At 64.8% G+C, this 17361-nt stretch carries 15 protein-coding genes; 8 read left to right on the plus strand and 7 right to left on the minus strand.

Annotation, left to right across the window (positions count from 1 at the left end; all coding sequences use genetic code 11):
- Positions 1–37 precede the first annotated feature (37 nt).
- On the minus strand, positions 38–901 hold the full coding sequence (locus tag KW832_RS03915) for a ScpA family protein (protein WP_082437692.1): 864 nt from the start codon (positions 899–901) through the stop codon (positions 38–40).
- A gap of 64 nt (positions 902–965) precedes the next feature.
- Positions 966–1172 (minus strand): DUF3460 family protein, encoded by a 207-nt coding sequence (locus KW832_RS03920; RefSeq protein WP_055402867.1) that lies wholly within the window; start codon positions 1170–1172, stop codon positions 966–968.
- A gap of 77 nt (positions 1173–1249) precedes the next feature.
- Here KW832_RS03920 and KW832_RS03925 point away from each other — a divergent pair, with 77 nt between their 5' ends.
- On the plus strand, positions 1250–1762 hold the full coding sequence (locus KW832_RS03925) for an outer membrane protein assembly factor BamE (RefSeq protein WP_218298624.1): 513 nt from the start codon (positions 1250–1252) through the stop codon (positions 1760–1762).
- 26 nt (positions 1763–1788) lie between these two features.
- Here KW832_RS03925 and KW832_RS03930 read toward each other — a convergent pair whose 3' ends face one another.
- Entirely contained in the window at positions 1789–3468 is a 1680-nt protein-coding gene (locus KW832_RS03930; RefSeq protein WP_218298623.1) for a SulP family inorganic anion transporter, read from the minus strand.
- Positions 3469–3792: 324 nt separating this feature from the next.
- Here KW832_RS03930 and KW832_RS03935 point away from each other — a divergent pair, with 324 nt between their 5' ends.
- Together KW832_RS03935 and KW832_RS25860 are read left to right on the plus strand one after the other, a co-directional pair.
- Entirely contained in the window at positions 3793–4443 is a 651-nt protein-coding gene (locus KW832_RS03935; protein ID WP_255577475.1) for a YitT family protein, read from the plus strand.
- 398 nt (positions 4444–4841) lie between these two features.
- Positions 4842–7022 (plus strand): FG-GAP repeat protein, encoded by a 2181-nt coding sequence (locus tag KW832_RS25860; protein ID WP_218298621.1) that lies wholly within the window; start codon positions 4842–4844, stop codon positions 7020–7022.
- Between the two features lie 116 nt (positions 7023–7138).
- Here KW832_RS25860 and metG read toward each other — a convergent pair whose 3' ends face one another.
- Complete coding sequence (gene metG / locus KW832_RS03945; RefSeq protein WP_218298620.1) at positions 7139–9238, minus strand: methionine--tRNA ligase; 2100 nt, start codon at positions 9236–9238, stop codon at positions 7139–7141.
- A gap of 174 nt (positions 9239–9412) precedes the next feature.
- On the opposite strand from metG, the gene KW832_RS03950 reads away from it, so the two are divergent.
- Positions 9413–10528, plus strand: a complete 1116-nt coding sequence (locus KW832_RS03950) for an SMP-30/gluconolactonase/LRE family protein (RefSeq protein ID WP_218298619.1) — start codon at positions 9413–9415, stop codon at positions 10526–10528.
- A gap of 19 nt (positions 10529–10547) precedes the next feature.
- On the opposite strand, the gene KW832_RS03955 is transcribed toward KW832_RS03950, so the two are convergent.
- On the minus strand, positions 10548–11813 hold the full coding sequence (locus KW832_RS03955; RefSeq protein ID WP_218298618.1) for a patatin-like phospholipase family protein: 1266 nt from the start codon (positions 11811–11813) through the stop codon (positions 10548–10550).
- Between the two features lie 203 nt (positions 11814–12016).
- On the opposite strand from KW832_RS03955, the gene pyrF reads away from it, so the two are divergent.
- Entirely contained in the window at positions 12017–12706 is a 690-nt protein-coding gene (pyrF, locus tag KW832_RS03960) for an orotidine-5'-phosphate decarboxylase (protein ID WP_255577476.1), read from the plus strand.
- A gap of 88 nt (positions 12707–12794) precedes the next feature.
- On the opposite strand, the gene KW832_RS03965 is transcribed toward pyrF, so the two are convergent.
- Entirely contained in the window at positions 12795–13364 is a 570-nt protein-coding gene (locus KW832_RS03965) for a restriction endonuclease (protein WP_218299082.1), read from the minus strand.
- Between the two features lie 142 nt (positions 13365–13506).
- Here KW832_RS03965 and apbC point away from each other — a divergent pair, with 142 nt between their 5' ends.
- Both apbC and KW832_RS03975 read left to right on the plus strand, forming a co-directional pair.
- A complete protein-coding gene (gene apbC, locus KW832_RS03970) occupies positions 13507–14598 on the plus strand; it encodes an iron-sulfur cluster carrier protein ApbC (protein WP_055402851.1) in 1092 nt (363 codons plus the stop codon).
- Between the two features lie 170 nt (positions 14599–14768).
- Entirely contained in the window at positions 14769–15722 is a 954-nt protein-coding gene (locus tag KW832_RS03975) for a LysR substrate-binding domain-containing protein (protein ID WP_218298616.1), read from the plus strand.
- Positions 15723–16203: 481 nt separating this feature from the next.
- On the opposite strand, the gene KW832_RS03980 is transcribed toward KW832_RS03975, so the two are convergent.
- The gene (locus KW832_RS03980; protein ID WP_218298615.1) at positions 16204–16599 is read right to left on the minus strand and encodes a DUF4345 domain-containing protein; all 396 of its coding nucleotides are present in this window, start codon (positions 16597–16599) and stop codon (positions 16204–16206) included.
- 68 nt (positions 16600–16667) lie between these two features.
- On the opposite strand from KW832_RS03980, the gene KW832_RS03985 reads away from it, so the two are divergent.
- Entirely contained in the window at positions 16668–17276 is a 609-nt protein-coding gene (locus tag KW832_RS03985) for a TetR/AcrR family transcriptional regulator (RefSeq protein WP_255577477.1), read from the plus strand.
- Positions 17277–17361: the final 85 nt, after the last annotated feature.

The raw sequence follows: 17361 nt of genomic DNA on the forward strand, positions 1-17361 counted from the left end.
ACGGCCACCGGCCAGGGCGGTGAACAGGGGAGCCAGCCTAGACCGGCGTGTAGGCGAGGCGCACGTAAATGGGGGCAAAAGCCTCGGCCTGCGTGATCTCGATCAGCGTCTCTTTGGCCAGCTCCAGCAGCGCAATGAAGGTCACCACCAGCACGGTGCTGCCTTTTTCAGGCTCAAAGAGTTCTTCAAACTCCACAAAGCGGCGGCCCTGCAGCGTCTTGAGCACCATGCTCATGTATTCGCGCACGCTCAGCTCCTCGCGCGTGATCTTGTGGTGCTGCACAAGCTTGGCGCGTTTGAGGATGTCGCGCCAGGCGTCCTGCAGCTCCACCACGTGCACGTCCGGAAAGCGCGGCTGCAGGCTTTGTTCGATGTAGACCTGGGCCTTCAGGAAGTCGCGGCCGTACTGCGGCATGTGCGACAGGCGCATGGCCGCCATCTTCATTTGCTCGTATTCGAGCAGGCGGCGCACCAGCTCGGCGCGGGGGTCTTCGGGCTCCTCGCCGCCTTCCTGCTTCTTGGGCGGCAGCAGCATGCGCGACTTGATCTCGATGAGCATCGCCGCCATCAGCAGGTACTCGGCTGCCAGCTCCAGGTTGCGGCTGCGGATCTCGTCCACATACGCCAGGTACTGCTTGGTAACCCCCACCATGGGGATGTCGAGGATGTTGAAGTTCTGCTTGCGGATCAGGTACAGCAGCAAATCGAGCGGGCCTTCGAAGGCTTCCAGGAAGACTTCGAGCGCATCGGGCGGGATGTACAGGTCTTGCGGCAGCGCAAACAGCGGCTCGCCGTACAGGCGTGCCAGCGCCACCTGGTCGACCACCACGGGCATGCCCGCCGCGTCCAGCGCGGACAGATCCGGCGAATCGGCCACGTCGGCTTCGTTCGCTGTGGTCATGGTTTGCTATTAAAAAATGAGCTACTAGCGCTTGTTGGATAAGCGCTAGAGGCCATTTTTATGCTTAATCTGCGTTGGTCTGGTAGACGTACGGCTTTTGCTCGACCTGGCCTTCGCGGTATTCGGTCCAGATGCTGCGGTCCACCTTCTTGTCCCACAGCAGGGCACGGCCTGCCAGCTGCTGGCTTTCCAGTTCGGGGCGGCTGGCCTTGAGCTGGTTGATGAACTGGGTGGCGTCGGATTGGTAATCGGGGCGGCGGAAAATAGACATGGACTGTGAATCTCTTTCTTGGAACGCATCAGGCACAGTGACGCACCAAAGGTCCAAGATTTTACCGGGACGAATTTATGCGCTTGATATATCGCGCCGCTGCCCTGGCAGCTGCCGCTTTTTCCCTGATCGCTCTTACCGCCTGCGACCCCCAGCGCATCAGCGAGCTGAAAGAGGGCGTATCGACCGAAGCCGACGTGCGCGACCGCTTTGGCGCCCCCGAGAACGTGTGGGAAGAACCGGGCGGTGCCCGCACCTTCGAATACAACCGCCAGCCCGCAGGTCAGGTCAACTACATGATCACCATCGGCCCCGATGGCCGCATGATCGCGCTGCGCCAGGTGCTCACGCCCGAAACCTTTGCGCGCGTCGTGCCTGGCATGCGCATGGATGAGGTGCGCCGCCTGCTGGGCAAACCCGCAAAGGCCACGCCCTACGAGCTGAAGAAAGAGACGTGGGTGGACTGGCGCTATCTGGAGGCGCCCAACCAGGCCCAGGTGTTCACGGTGGTCCATGGGCCTGACCTCGTGGTGCTGCGCACGCAGACGGGGGCCGACCTGGACGCGCCTGAGTTCAAGGGCGGCAAGTAAACCGTTGCCCCGCGCCCTGCCGACAACTACACATCCACGCTGGCGCCTCCCTGGGCGGCCAGCCGGTCGGCAAAGCCCGATCGCTCGATCAGCGAGCGTGGCTGCTCGTGCAGGTTCACCACCGACATGCGCCCACCGCGCGCTGCCACGGCTTTCAGGATCTGCTCCAGCGCATCCAGCCCGGTCGTGTCCAGCGCCACCAGCTCGCAGGCGTCCAGCACCACATCCATGCCGGGCGGGCCGGTTTCCACCGCCTGCACGATGGGGTCGATCTTGGCGGCTGCGCCAAAAAACAGCGCGCCGTGCAGGCGCCAGCGGGTCACAGTGCGCTGGCCCGGCGCAGCGCCCGGTGGTGGAGGAGTGGGATCGGGCTCGCGTACCGCGCGAAACAACCCGCTCATGCGCCGCACAAACAGCGCGCAGGCCATGAACAGGCCCACCTCCACCGCCACCGTGAGGTCGAACACCACCGTGAGGAAAAACGTGCCCAGCATCAGCAGCCGGTAGTGGTTGCTGAAATGCTTGAGCCGCACAAACTCGTGCCACTCGCCCATGTTCCAGGCCACAAACAGCAAGATGCCCGCCAGCACCGCCAGCGGAATGTGCAGCGCCAGCGGCGCAGCCACCAGCACAATCGCCAGCAGCGTGAGTGCATGCACCATGCCCGCCACCGGCGAGGTGGCGCCCGCGCGGATGTTGGTCACCGTGCGCGCAATGGTGCCGGTGGCCGGCATGCCGCCAAAAAACGGCACGATCATGTTGGCCGCGCCCTGGGCCATCAGCTCCTGGTTGGGGTCGTGTTTTTTGTGGTGCGGGTCGGTGGCCAGCTGGTCGGCCACGCGGGCGCACAGCAGCGACTCGATGGCACCCAGCAACGCGATGGTGAGTGTGGGGGTGACCAGCAGCCGCACCGTCTCCCACGAAAAATCGGGCAGCGCAAACACCGGCAGCGCCTGCGGAATGCCACCAAAGCGCGAGCCGATGGTCTCCACCGGAAACCTGAGCCCCCAGGCCAGCAGGCTCAGCACCACCAGCGCCACCACGGGTGCGGGCACGCGGGCAAACCGGCGCACCGTGTGCCCCTCCATGAGCCGGATCACCGGCGAGCCCTTGAGGAACAGCCGTGGCCAGAGGAACAGCAGCGCCACACACGCCAGCCCCAGCCCGAACGCATAGGGGTTGAAGGTGCCGATGTGCTGCGCCAGCGTGCTCACCTGCGAGAAGAAGTTGCCCGGCATGCGGTCAATCGACAAGCCCAGCCAGTCTTTCACCTGTGACAGCGCAATCAGCACCGCAATGCCGTTGGTAAAGCCGATCACGATGCTGACCGGCACAAACCGCACCAGCGTGCCCAAGCGAAACAACCCCAGCAGCACCAGAATCACGCCCGCGCAGGCGGTAGAGATCAGCAGATTGGCCACGCCATAGCGCTCCACAATGCCGTAGACGATCACGATGAACGCGCCCGCCGGCCCACCAATCTGCGTGTTGGCGCCCCCAAGGGCAGAGATGAGGAAGCCCGCAATGATGGCAGTCCACAGCCCCGCCTCGGGCTTGAGGCCACTGGCAATCGCAAACGCCATGGCCAGCGGCAGCGCCACAATGCCCACCGTGACCCCCGCACCCACGTCGGCCAGCCAGCGGCTCTTGGTGTAGCCGCGCAGGGCGTCGATCAGGCGGGGGCGAAAGGCGGGCGAAAACGGCATGGAGGCAACCAGTGTAGTGAGCGCTTCTTGAAGTGCAACCGATGGCGGTCCCAACCACCCGATGGCGTCACACCGGCGCTGCAATAGCGCCACAACAGGGCCGCAACAGGGCCACAAACAGAGCCTCCGCAACTTGGGTAGCTTCAGCTCCATGTCGGTGTTGTACTGGATTTGCTCATAATTTGATAGCTTTTGGCGCTTGCTGTATAAGCGCTAGATGCCAAAAAATGCTTGAAATCTGCCAAGGCTGGCAAGGGAAAGCCGCCCCTGCGCACTGGCGCGTTGCTTGCTAGTTATGGATGCACTGCATTCCCACCTGCTCCCATGCCCGACACCCTTCACCCTCCTGCCATGCCGACGCCCGAAATGCCCCCCCCGCCATCGCTGCGCCACGGCCTGTTCGAAGACGCGCAGGCCCTGTTCGCGGGCACCTTGTTTGTGGCCATGGCGCTCATGCTTTTCAACCAGGCGGGCCTGCTGGTGGGCGGCACCGCGGGCGTGGCGTTTTTGCTGCACTACGTCACGGGCATTTCGTTCGGCAAGCTGTTTTTTGTGGTCAACCTGCCGTTCTACTGGTTTGCCTGGACGCGCATGGGCCACGAGTTCACCATCAAGACCTTTGTCTGCGTGGGCCTGCTGTCGCTCCTGACCGAGCTGTTTCCGCACGTGATGCATGTGGACTACCTGAACCCGCTGTTCGCCTCGCTGCTGGGCGGGCTGCTGCTGGGCACGGGCTGCTTGTTTCTGGCGCGCCACCGCTCCAGCCTGGGCGGTGCCACGGTGGTGTCGCTGTACCTGCAAAGCCGCTATGGCATGCGGGCGGGCAAGGTGCAGATGATGATCGACGGTTCGGTGGTGCTGCTGGCGCTGTTCGTGGTGCCGGTCGAGCGTGTGGCGTATTCGGTGCTGGCCGTGCTGGTGATGAGCGGGTTCTTGTGGATCAGCCACCGGCCAGGGCGCTACGTGGGGCATTGAGGGACGGGGCCGCCAGCGCGACGGCCGCCTGTCTCCGATCGTGACCGAGTCCTCAGCGGCCTGAGCTCCCGCCGAACGCCCCTGCGCGACTCCATTGCACCCGTCAACCCTGCTTCAGTGGGGGTGTGTTTGCGCGTCCACCCACCATAGAGTTCGTGCTACCCCGCCTGCGCCCGCACGAGGGGCGCCGGGCTCGCCCGCGCCTCCTGAATGGGTGAAGTGCCCACCCCGTTCACATGCCCGGAGAACCCTTGATGTACCGAACTTATTCCGCCAGCGCTGAAGCACTGTGGGCGAGGCTTGGTGGGGCGGCAAGGCTGCTTCTTCTGATTGCGAGCGGAGTCTTGATGGCCTGCGGCGGTGGCGAAGACCCTGCTGCGCCCCCACCGCCCCCGCCCGTGGCGCAACATGCTGTGGGCGGCACTGTGACGGGGCTGGTGGGCACGCTCGTCCTGGCCAATGGCACGGAGGCGGAGCTGACCATCACGGCGAACGGCAGCTATGCCACCAACATTTTGCAGGGCCAGGCCTACAACATTGTTGTGCGTACCCAGCCCGCCGGGCAGACCTGTGTTGTGGAAAACGGTTCGGGTGTGGTGGCAGGCCCGGTTACCAACATCTTGGTGACATGCACCACCAATACCTACACCGTCGGTGGATCGATCACGGGCCTGCTGGGCGTGGTGACGTTGCGGCTCAACGGCGCTGCGGATCTGTTGGTGGCCACCAATGGCGTTTTCGGGTTTGCCTCACCGCTGACCCATGGCAGCTCTTACGCCGTGACCGTGCATGTGCAGCCTGCGAATCAGGTTTGCACGGTAGAGGCTGGCACCGGGGTTGTCGTGGCGCCCGTGACCCAAGTGAGAGTGCGTTGCAGCACCGTCTCATCGCCTCCACCTCCTGCTCCCCCCCCTCCACCGGCTCCCCCCACGCCGGGTGGCCTGGGGATTGCCTATGGGACGAAGGCACTGGTCTTTTCGTGGACCTCGACGCCCGGCGCAACCCGCTACACGGTGTACGAAGACCCGGACGGCGCGGGCCCGCTGGCACCCGCGCAAATCGGGTCGACCGCGGCCACCGGGCTGACCTACGCAGTTCCGGTGCTGCTGCACCTTCGGGTGAATGCGACGTACACCGTGCAAGCCTGCAACGCGGGCGGGTGCAGTGCCCCATCGACCTCCATGGCGGCAGACATGGTGCGTGCCATTGGCTACTTCAAGGGATCGACTACCACCTCCGAAGGCCGGTTTGGCAACCGCGTGGCCTTGTCCAGCAACGGCACCACCCTGGCAGTGGGGGCGTATGGAGAGGGTGGCAACACGGGGGCGGTATACGTATTCACGAAGAGCGGCGCCACGTGGTCGCAGCAGGCGCGCATTGCGGCCCCCAATGGCGAGGCCAACGATTATTTTGGCAATGCCGTGGCCTTGTCGGCCGACGGCAACACGCTGGCCATTGGCGCGGATGGCGAGAGCGGCGACCAGAAGGGCACGTTCTCGACGATGCCGACCACCAACAACCTGGCCAGCAACTCAGGCGCCGTCTATGTCTATTCCCGCACGGGCGCCGTCTGGTCGCAGCAGGCATTCATCAAGGCGAACAACGCGGATGCCGACGATCTTTTCGGTTCATTCGTAGCCCTCTCGAACGACGGCAACACCCTGGCGGTGGGGGCCTATAACGAGGATGGTGACCTGACTGGAACACACGGCAATGGAGCCTATGCTGCGTCCGGGGCTGCCTACGTCTTTGCCCGCACGGGCACCAGCTGGGCACAGCAAAGTTACCTCAAGGCCTCCAACGCAGGCGCGGGAGATTTCTTCGGCATCTACCTCAGCCTGTCTGGCGCAGGCGACACCCTGGCGGTGGGCGCGTTCTTTGAGCGCAGCGCCTTGGCGAGTGATCCTGCGGACGACACCCTGGCCAATGCCGGTGCGGCTTACGTGTTCCAGCGCAATGCGGGGGCATGGTCGCAGCAGGCCTATCTGAAGGCACCCAGTCCCAAGGCGCAGGACCGCTTCGGCGTCTCGGTCATCCTGTCAGGCGACGGCAACACGCTGGCGGTTGGCATGGACGGAGACAGCAGCAACTACACAGGTACCTTCGTGGTGTCGCCACCGAGCAACACCCTTGCACTCAACTCTGGCGCGGTGTTTGTGTTCATTCGCGCAGGTGGCGTCTGGCAGTCACAGGCGTACTTGAAAGCCTCCAACACCCGCACCCCCCACAGGTTTGGCAACAACCTGGCGATGTCGAGCGATGGCAACACGCTGGTCGTGCCGTCGTACCGCGACGACAGCAATGCGCGCGGATTCAATGGCGACCCGGCCAACACCGCCGCAGCGGATGCGGGCGCCGTGCTGGTGTTCCGCCGCAGCGCAGGCACCTGGGCGCAACAGGCCTACCTGAAGGCACCCAATACGGGCGCTGGGGACCGGTTTGGTGGACGTGTGGCGATATCGGGTGACGGCACTACGCTGGCCGTGGGGGCATCCACCGAAGACAGTGGATCGACTGGCATTGGGGGCAATCAGTCGGACGAAAGCAGCGCCAACGCGGGCGCGGTGTACCTGTACTGAAAACTGGATGATGGGCGGCAGTCAGCATGCCGCCCCTTCCTCTATCGGCGGATGGCGAGGGGCTCAGCACCCCTCGGCATCCTTGACGGTTGCTTTGTCTATGAGCGTTGCACGCCTTACCGCACCCGCATGCCGGGCGTGGCGCCGGGCCAGGGGTTGAGCACGTAGATGCCGGGGTTGGCCTTTTCGTCGCCATGGCTGGCGGCCAGCACCATGCCTTCGCTCACGCCAAACTTCATCTTGCGCGGCGCCAGGTTGGCCACCATCACGGTGTGCTTGCCCACCAGATCTTCGGGCTTGTAAGCGCTGGCAATGCCGCTGAACACGTTGCGCGTACGGCCTTCGCCCACGTCCAGCGTCAGGCGCAGCAGCTTGGTGGAGCCCTCGACCGGCTCACAGTTCACGATCAGCGCAATGCGCAAGTCGATCTTGGTGAAGTCGTCGATGGTGATAGTGGGGGCCAGTTCCTCGCCACCAGGAAGGGAGTTGGCTGCTACGGTTTCAGTAGCTGCTGGCGCTTGTTCTGCTTGCGCTGGGGCCTCAAACAGTGCTTCAAGCTGTTCTGGGGTCACGCGCTGCATCAGGTGCTGGTAGGGCTGGATCGCTTGCACGTCGCCTGCCACGTTCCACTGCTGCATGTTCACGCCCACAAAGCCTTGCACCGCCTGGGCCAGGCCCGGCAGCACGGGGGCCAGGTAGCGGGTGAGTGCGGCGAAGGCGTTCACGAGCACCGAGCACACCTGGTGCAGGGCCTCGTTGTTGGCCGCATCCTTGGCCAGATCCCAGGGCTTGTTCTGGTCCACATAGGCGTTGACCTTGTCGGCCAGCAGCATGATCTCGCGCGTGGCCTTGCTGTATTCCCGCGTTTCGTACATCTGCGCGATGGCGTCGCTGGCACCGCGCACCTCGGCCAGCAACGCCGCGCCCGTGGTGCCAAATTGGTCGGTCAGCTTGCCGTCAAAGCGCTTGGTCAAGAAGCCCGCCGCGCGGCTGGCAATGTTCACGTACTTGCCGATCAAATCGCTGTTCACCCGCAGCATGAAGTCTTCGGCGTTGAAGTCGATGTCTTCGTTGCGCGCGCTCAGCTTGGCCGCCAGGTAGTAACGCAGCCATTCGGCATTCATGTTCAGGCTCAGGTACTTGAGCGGGTCCAGGCCCGTGCCCCGGCTCTTGCTCATCTTCTCGCCGTTGTTCACGGTCAAAAAGCCGTGCACGAACACGTTGTTGGGCGTCTTGCGGCCGCTGAAGTGCAGCATGGCGGGCCAGAACAGCGTGTGGAAGGTGACGATGTCCTTGCCGATGAAGTGGTACTGCTCCATCGCCGGGTCGGCCATGTAGGCGTCGTAGCTTTCGCCGCGCTTTTCCAGCAGGTTCTTGAGTGACGCGAGGTAGCCCACGGGGGCATCCAGCCACACGTAGAAGTATTTGCCGGGCGCGTCGGGGATCTCGATGCCGAAGTAGGGCGCGTCGCGGCTGATGTCCCAGTCGCCCAGGCCTTCGCTGGTGGTGCCGTCGGGGTTGGTGCGGACGGTGAACCATTCCTTGATCTTGTTGGCCACCTCGGGCTGCAGCTTGCCGTCCTGCGTCCAGTTTTCCAGGAACTCCACGCAGCGCGGGTCCGACAGCTTGAAGAAGAAGTGCTCCGAATTCTTCAGCTCGGGCTTGGCACCCGACAGGGCCGAGAAGGGGTTGATCAAGTCGGTGGGGGCGTACACCGTGCCGCACACTTCGCAGTTGTCGCCATACTGGTCCTTGGCGTGGCACTTGGGGCATTCGCCCTTGATGTACCGGTCGGGCAGGAACATGTTCTTCTCGGGGTCGAAGAACTGCTCGATGGTGCGTACTTCGATCAGGCTGCCGTCGGCACGGTCGCGCAGGTCGCGGTAGATCTGGCGGGCCAGCTCGTGGTTTTCGGGCGCATCGGTGCTGTGCCAGTTGTCAAAGCTGATGTGAAAGCCATCGAGGTACTGCTTGCGGCCGGCCGCGATGTCGGCCACGAACTGCTGGGGCGTTTTGCCCGCTTTTTCGGCCGCAATCATGATGGGCGCGCCGTGGGTGTCGTCCGCACCCACAAAGTTGACCGCGTTGCCCTGCATCCTTTGGTACCGCACCCAGATGTCGGCCTGGATGTATTCCATGATGTGGCCGATGTGGAAGTTGCCGTTGGCATACGGCAGGGCGGTGGTAACGAAGAGTTTGCGGGCGGAGGTCGTCATGAAAAGCGGCTTTCTCAGGCGGAACCCGCGATTTTAGGCGGTCGTCAGTATCCCTGGCCATTGCGGGCGCTGCGGTGGCCTCCCCAGGTCGCGCAGGTGCCAATCAGGGCGTGCGTGCAGGCCGCCTATGGCGCCACAATGCCCCGCATTCCAACAATCAACAGGAGACGACACATGGCCAGCACATGGGCAAAACGGGTGGGGTGGGGCGTGGGTGGCGCGATATTGGCGGTGGCTGCCTATCTGGCGGCGTGGCCTGTGCCCATTCAGCCGGTGGCCTGGACTGCGCCTGCCGCCCCTGGCTACCAGGGCGTGCACGCCCCCAACCAGCGCCTGGCCCAGCTGAACATCATCGACCTCAAAGGCGAGGTGGGCCCCGAGCACATCGCCTTTGGCAAGGACGGCAAGCTCTACACCACCGTGCTCAGCGGCAGCATTTTGCGCATGAACGCCGACGGATCGGGCCAGGAGGTGTTTGCCAATACCGGCGGGCGGGTGCTGGGGTTTGACTTTGATGCCGCGGGCCACCTGATTGCGGCCGATGCGGTGAAGGGGCTGCTGTCCATCGCGCCCGATGGCAAGGTCACCCTGCTGGCCGACAAGGTGGGCAACGACCCCATCCGCTACGCCGATGCGGTGGTGGTGGCCCAGAATGGCAAGATGTACCTGAGCGACGCCTCCACCCGTTTTGCCCCCAAGGACTGGGGCGGCACGTTTGAAGCGAGCGTGCTCGACATCCTGGAGCAGGCCAGCACCGGCCGGGTGATCGAATACGACCCTGCGACGCGTGCCACACGCGTGGTGGCTCGGGGCATCAGCTTTGCCAATGGCGTGGCGCTGAGCCAGGACGAAAAACACCTGTTCGTCAACGAAACCGGCAAATACCGGGTGTGGAAGATTGCGGTGGATGCGAAAGACCTCGACATTGGCCAGGCCAGCCCCCAGGCCCGCGTGCTGCTCGACAACCTGCCCGGCTACCCCGACAACCTGATGCGCGGGCAGGGCGGCAAGGTATGGTTGGGCTTTGCCAAGCCGCGCGGGGCAGCCATCGACAACATGGCGGGCAAGCCCTGGCTGCGCAGCTTGACATTGCGCCTGCCGCGCGCGCTGTGGCCGATTCCCCAGCCGTACGGGCATGTGATCGCGTTCACCGACGACGGCAAGGTGGTGGCCGACCTGCAGGACCCGAGTGGCGCCTACCCCGAGACCACTGCGATCACCGAGACGGCGGACCGGCTGTATGTGCAGAGCCTGCACGCGCACGGCCTGGGATGGCTGCCCAAGCCGTAGGGTTCAGGCCTGGGGCGTTTCAGGCGGTTTCCCCATGGTGCCGGGTCTTCACCTCGGCGCCTGTATCTGTCCACCCAAAGAACCTGCACACCTCGGCCCGCATGGCCAGGGTGTCGGCCCGGCCCAGGGCCATGAGCTCCTGGGTGTAACCGGATTCGAAGAGCAGGTAGCTGGCCAGCGCCGCGCCGCGCACATCGGCCATGTTGGACGTGACGCCCAGGGCGCCCAGCATGGTGCGCACGGGCGTGGGCAGGTCGCCCACATGGCGCGCGGCCACGGCATCCAGGCGCTGCGAGGGGGCAATCACCAGCAGCTCGATGGGGCGCAGTGCGCTGTGCAGGCGCTTTTCTTCGGGGATGAGCGACAAGGTCTGGTTGATGCGCTGCACGCGCTCCACATCCACGGCCAGCGCATCCAGAAAGATGTTGGACAGCGCATGCCCCGCAATCTGCGCCAGCGTGGGGTAGGTGGCCGTGGGGTTGGCAGCGGCATCTCCCTTGGGCTCGTGCATGCGGCCGGCGCCGATCACCAGGATGCGCTCGGCCCCCAGGTGAATGGCCGGAGCAATGGGCGCCGACTGGCGCATGGAGCCGTCGCCGAAATATTCGACGTGGTCATCCACCTCGATGCCCTTGGCCGGAAAGATGAACGGAATGGCCGAGGACGCCAGCAGATGCTCGTGCGTGATGCGGTCGCTGGCCGCCTTGCGCTGCGAGCGCACCCAGGGCTTGACGGGTGCGGCGGCTTCAAAAAAGGTGACATGTTCGCCCGAGCTGTAGCTCGACGCCGTTACCGCCAGCGCTGTGAGATGCCCTTTGCGGATCAGCCGGGGCAGGCGCACCAGCGGCACCATCTTGACCAGCAGTTTTTCGAGCGGGGTGTTGTCCAGCAGCGACTTGGGCCGCATGCGCCGCCAGCGCGCCAGGGCCCAGCCCAGCGACACCAGCGTGAGCCAGCGCGCGCCGCTGCGCATCACGCTGAGCGAGTCGGCGCCATACACCTGGCTGGCGTGGAACTGCCGCCACACGCGCGCAATGCGGCGCACGGCGCGGTCAAAATTGTCGGCCCCGCAGGCCAGCGCCGCCGCGTTGATGGCCCCGGCCGAGGTGCCGGTGATGATGGGGAAGGGGTTGGGTCCGCTCCCCTCGCCACAGGCCTGGCGCAGGTCGGCAATGGCTTCGAGCACGCCCACCTGGTAGGCGGCGCGGGCACCGCCGCCGGTGAGTAGCAGGCCGGTGGCGGGTCGCGCTTCGGCGGGGATATCAGAAGTTACCAAGGGCGGCATGAATGTGTGTGGGGTGGTGTCCCAAGTGTCGGTGGGTGGCTGGGAGCCCTTCATGTGGGAAAACCCGCATGGTTGAGGCGACACTTCGCTTTTCGCTGGGGCGTTCAAGCTTGCCAGGGGAAGTCAATTGTTTGCGCCAGAGGTGGGTTCGTGCTGCTCCCCGGCCTGTGGCATGCTCAAACGCACTTTTTTGGGGAGATGGCTTGAATCCGAGCATCATCGTTTCGCTTGATTTCCCTGCTGCTGCGCCTGCGGTAGATCTGGTCGGGCAGCTGGGCTCTGCTGCGTCTGTCTACAAGGTGGGTTTGCAATTGCTCACGGCGGCTGGACCGTCCTTCGTCCGCGATCTGTTGGATGCTGGCAAGCAGGTCTTTTTGGACCTGAAACTGTTTGAAATCCCGAGCTCGGTGGCTGACGCAGTTGCGGCGGCGGGGCAACTGGGGGCTTCTATGGTGACGGTTCATGCGTCGGCAGGATCTTCTGTGCTGGAGGCTGCAGTGGCGTCGGCAGCACACTTCCCTGAGCTCAAAGTGCTGGCACTCACTGTGATCACCAGCATGGACGACGAGGCGCTGCGCGAAGTGGGCGTGGCGTCGACAGTGCCAGAACAGGTGCTGCGTCTTGCGCGCCTTGCACACGCAGCAGGCTGCCACGGTGTGGTCGCGTCGCCGCTAGAAGCCAGGCTTCTGCGCAACGCGCTGCCGCGGGGCGCGCTCATCGTCACGCCTGGCATACAGCCGCTGGAGTTTGCAAAAGGCGACCACGCCCGTTTCACCACCGCCAGCGAAGCCATCAAGGCGGGTGCAACGCACGTCGTGGTGGGTCGGCCGATATCGCGCGCTTTGAACCCTGCCGCTTCTTTTGCTGCCCTGTGCGCAGAACTAGAAGTTTGAAAATTTGGCCCGGGATGGGGCGGATCGCCGTTTTTCTGCAGCGTTACAGCTGTGATTCTGTGGGCCGGAGGCCCCGGCACATCGCTGTCTACGGTTGGCGCAGCAGCAGCTGTGCCACCGCGTCACCCTGCAGCACCACAATGCCGTGCTCCCGGGCAAACGCCTGGGCGTTGTCGCTGACCTGTCCCAGGGCAGCCACATAGACGCCTGCGGGGGCCTCGCTGGCCAGCATGGCCGCGTGCAGCTCGCGCAAGGGCTCTACGCCGTGGGTGGCCGCTTTCCAGCGTTTGGCGCTGACCAGCGTGGTTTTGCCACCCTGGGTCAGTCGCATGTCAGCGCCTGCGTTGTTGCCGTTGATCCGCTCTACGGAGTAGCCCGCCCGTGCCCAGGCCGATGCCAGGGTGTCGGCAAAGCTGCGCCAGGGCATGCTGGCCACGGCCTCCAGCATCTCGGCAACCCGGGCGGGGTTGGGGGCGCGCAGCTGCTTCCACGCGGCGATGCAGCCCACCACGAAGATGGGGAAACCGGCCAGCGCACCCACCACGAAGTATTCCTTGGGCAACAGCGCACCTGCCGCCAGAACGATGATGCCGACCACCACAAAGCTGATCCACCAGGGCGAGCGCAGCAGCATGGCAAACAGGGATTTCTCGGCCATCTTGAATTTCACGGGAGTCCTTTTCGTTCGGTTTCTCAGGGTGCCGGCTGCTGTGGAGCCAGGGGCAAAGCGTGCGCATTGTCCTTCACGCGCCGGGGGAACAGCGCTTGGATAGACTACCGGCCCCACAGGAGTTAATTGAATGGCAGTCACCGAACAGGGCCTTTTGGCCGCACTTTCCAGCGTGCTGGACCCCCACACGGGCAAGGATTTCGTCAGCACCCGCGCCCTGCGCAATGTGCAGATCAGCGGCGGCGACGTGGCCTTCGATGTGGAGTTGGGCTACCCCGCCAAGAGCTTGGTGCCCGAACTGCGCCGCAATCTTGTGGCCGCTGCCAAGGGCGTGGGGGGCGTCGAGAACGTGTCGGTCAACATCACCACCAAGGTGATTGCGCATGCCGTGCAGCGCGGCGTGCAGCTCTTGCCCCAGGTCAAGAACATCATCGCCGTGGCCTCGGGCAAGGGCGGCGTGGGCAAAAGCACAACGGCCGCCAACCTGGCCCTGGCGCTGGCAGCCGAGGGCGCCAGCGTGGGCGTGCTCGACGCCGACATCTACGGCCCCAGCCAGCCCATGATGCTGGGTATCAACCGCCGCCCTGAAAGCGACGACGGCAAGACCATGGAGCCGCTGGAGAACTACGGCGTGCAGGTGATGTCCATCGGCTTCCTGGTGGACCAGGACGAAGCCATGATCTGGCGCGGCCCCATGGCCACGCAGGCGCTCGAGCAACTGCTGCGCCAGACCAACTGGAAAGACCTCGACTACCTCATCATCGACATGCCCCCCGGCACCGGCGACATCCAGCTCACCCTGAGCCAGCGCGTGCCCATGACCGGCGCCGTGATCGTGACCACGCCGCAGGACATCGCCCTGCTGGACGCCAAGAAGGGCATCAAGATGTTTGAGAAGGTGGGCGTGCCCATCCTCGGCATCGTCGAGAACATGGCCGCGCACGTGTGCAGCAACTGCGGTCACGTGGAGCACATCTTTGGCGCCGATGGCGGCAAGAAGATGGCAGCCGAATACAACATGGACTACCTGGGCGCACTGCCGCTCGATATGAGCATCCGCCTGCAGGCCGACAGCGGCAAGCCCACCGTGGTGGCCGACCCCGACGGGGACGTGGCCAAGATCTACAAGAAGGTCGCGCGCGACGTGGCGGTGAAGATCGCGCAGCAGGCCAAGGATTTTTCGAGCAAGTTCCCGACGATTTCGATCAGCAAGAACACCTAAGTAGGTCGGTTGCTATTGAAAATATAGCTGCTAGCGCTTGATTGGTAAGCGCTGTATGCCAAAAACCATTGAAAAACCCATGATCGTACGAATTGTGCAAGGGGTGCTTGCCCAATTCCCGAAGGGTGGGGCGGCTGGTCGTAGCTGCTGGCGAAGCGAAGCGTGACCCCATGAACCTGCTCGCCTCCCTGCGCTACCTCGTTGCGCTGCACGAGCACCGCCACTTTGGCCGCGCCGCGCAGGCCTGCCACATCACGCAGCCCGCGCTCTCCAACGCGCTGCGGGCGCTGGAAAAGGAGTTTGGCGTGGTCGTGGTGCGCCGGGGCCGCAGCTTCGAAGGCTTCACGCCCGAGGGCGAACGCGTGCTGGCCACGGCGCAGCGCATGCTGCACGAACACCAGGTGCTGCAGCAGGACCTGAGCAGCGACGCCGCCCACCCGCGCGGCACGCTGCGCCTGGGCGCGGTGCCCACCGCCATGCCCATCCTGGCGCGGTTTGCGGCGCAGCTGCAGGCGCGGCACCCGGGCATCGTGCCGGTGGCGCTGTCGATGAGTTCGCAGGCCATCGAAGCGGGGCTGGAGAGTATTTCGCTCGACCTTGCGCTGGGCTACACCGAGCGCATGCCGGCACGCGGCGGCCAGCTGCGGGCTTGGCCGCAGTACGTGGAGCACTACTTTCTGCTGCGCCGGGCCGACAGCCTCCAAGGCCGCGGCCTGCAGATCGGCCAGCCCATCGGTTGGGCCGAGGCGGCCGCCCAGCCGCTGTGCCTGCTCACGCCCGAGATGCACAACCGCAGCCTAGTCGACGGCGCTTTTCGCAGTGCGGGCGCCACGGTGTTGCCGGCCATGGAGACCGATTCGGTGCTGACCCTGGCCCTCTCCGTGGTGGCGGGCAAGCTGTGCAGCGTGTTGCCCGGCGCGTTGGTGGATGCCGTGCGCGGCCACGATGGGCTGGAAGCCTTGCCGCTTGTCGGCCCAGTGCTTACCACGCCCATCGGTTTCATGTCGCACCGCCAGGTGCAGCCCACGCGGGCGCTGGATGCGGCGCTGGCCCTGGCGCAGGACACGGACTGGCTGCAGCACGCCACAGCGCACAGTGGGTTGCTGACGGCTTCCCAGCGATAGGGCGATAGGCAAAGCGCCCCCGCAGGCCAAAGTAATTTCAGCCGCCGGTTCAGCGGACCGCCACAGTCAGGGCTCGTTGAATGAAGGCACGCTGCGCACCCCCATGCCCACCGTCGCCGCGATGACCAGGAAAAAGGCCATAGGTACAGGCTGGTGACGTTGCCAAAGCGGGTGACGCTGTAAATCAGAAACAGCGCGGACAAGGCCACCAGTTGCGCAACGATGTATTTGGCGAGCGCGCCATTGTTCGGCTGGATGAACAGGTAAATGAGCGCCACCACCATGAGCCCATAGGCGGTGGTCACCGAATGCCAGGCCACCTCTGCAACCGCCCGAATGCCCGGCGGCAACGAGCTTTCTTGAACCGGTGCATTCAGTTGCGGGCTGCCCACGAAGATTTGCATCCCCATCATGAACAAGCACAGCGTTGCTGCGGCCAAGTACCAGTAGTTGAGCTTTCGCACAGGATTTCCTTTGGGTGTCATTGAACGGCCGATTGCGCAGCCACGTGGCGCTGCCAGGCGATGAAGGCGGGGGCGCCTACCAGTTCCAGCACCGTGAAGCCGATGAAAGGCGCGGGCGGAAGTCCGACGAAGGCCATCGACAGCGCCCGCCCCACGCCGCCCAGAAACACCGCGCCCCACAGCACGGCAAACAACCGGCCTTCGTGCTCGATGCGGGGCAGCAGCGACCACATCGCCAGGCCCAGGGCCAGCCACACGCCACCAAAAAAGCGCAGGTTGCCGTCGAGCAGGGCATCACGCGGCAGGCCGCTCGTGTGGTAGATCGGGTCGTCGATGCCCATCATCGTCAGCACGCCGGTGGCGACCGGGATCAACGCCATCACAGCGGTGGTGGCTTGGAGGCGTCGGGTCATGGTGATCTTTACGGTGTCAGGATTGACGCATTGTCGAGATGTATCTTGACTGTGTCAAGATTGCCGGCATGACCGATCCTGAACTCCCCCGTGCCACCTACCACCACGGCGATCTGCGCAGCGCCCTGGTGGGGGCCGCCGAGGGCTTGCTCGCGTCCGGGGCCACGCTCAGCCTGCGCTCGGTGGCCAAGGCTGCGGGCGTATCGCATGCGGCGCCTTACCACCACTTCGCCAATCTGGATGCCTTGCTCGCCGCCGTGGCCACGCGGGGTTTTCAAGACCTGGCGGCCGATATGGAGGCCGCACACCACGGCACAGACACTGCCGCCACGCTGGTGGGGCATTGCACCGCGTACGTGGCCTTTGCGCTCGCGCGCCCCGCCGCGTTCCGGCTCATGTTCAGCCCGCTGCTGCAGCGCAAGGCCGACCACCCGGCGTTTCAGGCGGCGGCGGACGGGTCTTTTCAGGTACTGCGGCAGGCCGCCCATGCCCATGTGGCCGAGGGGGCGGACGAACTGGCGCTGGCGGGATGGAGCCTTGCCCACGGCCTGGCCAGCCTTGCGATTGACGGCGCCTTGTCGGCTGCGCCCGTGTCCATGCCCTCGACGCAAGACCTGGCGGCCATGCTGGCGAGCCGGTTGCTGGTGGGTCTGCCGACGGGCAAGGTGGGTCGCTGACAGGCTGACCCTTGCCGCCGATGCCGCGCAAAACCACGGTGTGCAGCCCATTTGTTTTTGTGATCGACCCATGTGCATCGGCAAT

Origin of the sequence: Acidovorax sp. sif0632 (genome assembly GCF_019218805.1) — a bacterium.
Taxonomy (GTDB): domain Bacteria; phylum Pseudomonadota; class Gammaproteobacteria; order Burkholderiales; family Burkholderiaceae_C; genus Acidovorax; species Acidovorax facilis.

Bases quoted from the DNA above. Each gene is read 5' to 3' on its own strand.
- KW832_RS03975 (WP_218298616.1), top strand. From the start codon at position 14,769: ATGAACCTGCTCGCCTCCCTGCGCTACCTCGTTGCGCTGCACGAGCAC.
- apbC (WP_055402851.1), top strand. From the start codon at position 13,507: ATGGCAGTCACCGAACAGGGCCTTTTGGCCGCACTTTCCAGCGTGCTG.
- KW832_RS03950 (WP_218298619.1), top strand. From the start codon at position 9,413: ATGGCCAGCACATGGGCAAAACGGGTGGGGTGGGGCGTGGGTGGCGCG.
- KW832_RS03935 (WP_255577475.1), top strand. From the start codon at position 3,793: ATGCCCGACACCCTTCACCCTCCTGCCATGCCGACGCCCGAAATGCCC.
- KW832_RS03920 (WP_055402867.1), bottom strand. From the start codon at position 1,172: ATGTCTATTTTCCGCCGCCCCGATTACCAATCCGACGCCACCCAGTTC.
- KW832_RS03915 (WP_082437692.1), bottom strand. From the start codon at position 901: ATGACCACAGCGAACGAAGCCGACGTGGCCGATTCGCCGGATCTGTCC.
- metG (WP_218298620.1), bottom strand. From the start codon at position 9,238: ATGACGACCTCCGCCCGCAAACTCTTCGTTACCACCGCCCTGCCGTAT.
- KW832_RS03985 (WP_255577477.1), top strand. From the start codon at position 16,668: ATGACCGATCCTGAACTCCCCCGTGCCACCTACCACCACGGCGATCTG.
- KW832_RS03930 (WP_218298623.1), bottom strand. From the start codon at position 3,468: ATGCCGTTTTCGCCCGCCTTTCGCCCCCGCCTGATCGACGCCCTGCGC.
- KW832_RS03980 (WP_218298615.1), bottom strand. From the start codon at position 16,599: ATGACCCGACGCCTCCAAGCCACCACCGCTGTGATGGCGTTGATCCCG.
- KW832_RS03925 (WP_218298624.1), top strand. From the start codon at position 1,250: ATGCGCTTGATATATCGCGCCGCTGCCCTGGCAGCTGCCGCTTTTTCC.
- KW832_RS03965 (WP_218299082.1), bottom strand. From the start codon at position 13,364: ATGGCCGAGAAATCCCTGTTTGCCATGCTGCTGCGCTCGCCCTGGTGG.
- KW832_RS03955 (WP_218298618.1), bottom strand. From the start codon at position 11,813: ATGCCGCCCTTGGTAACTTCTGATATCCCCGCCGAAGCGCGACCCGCC.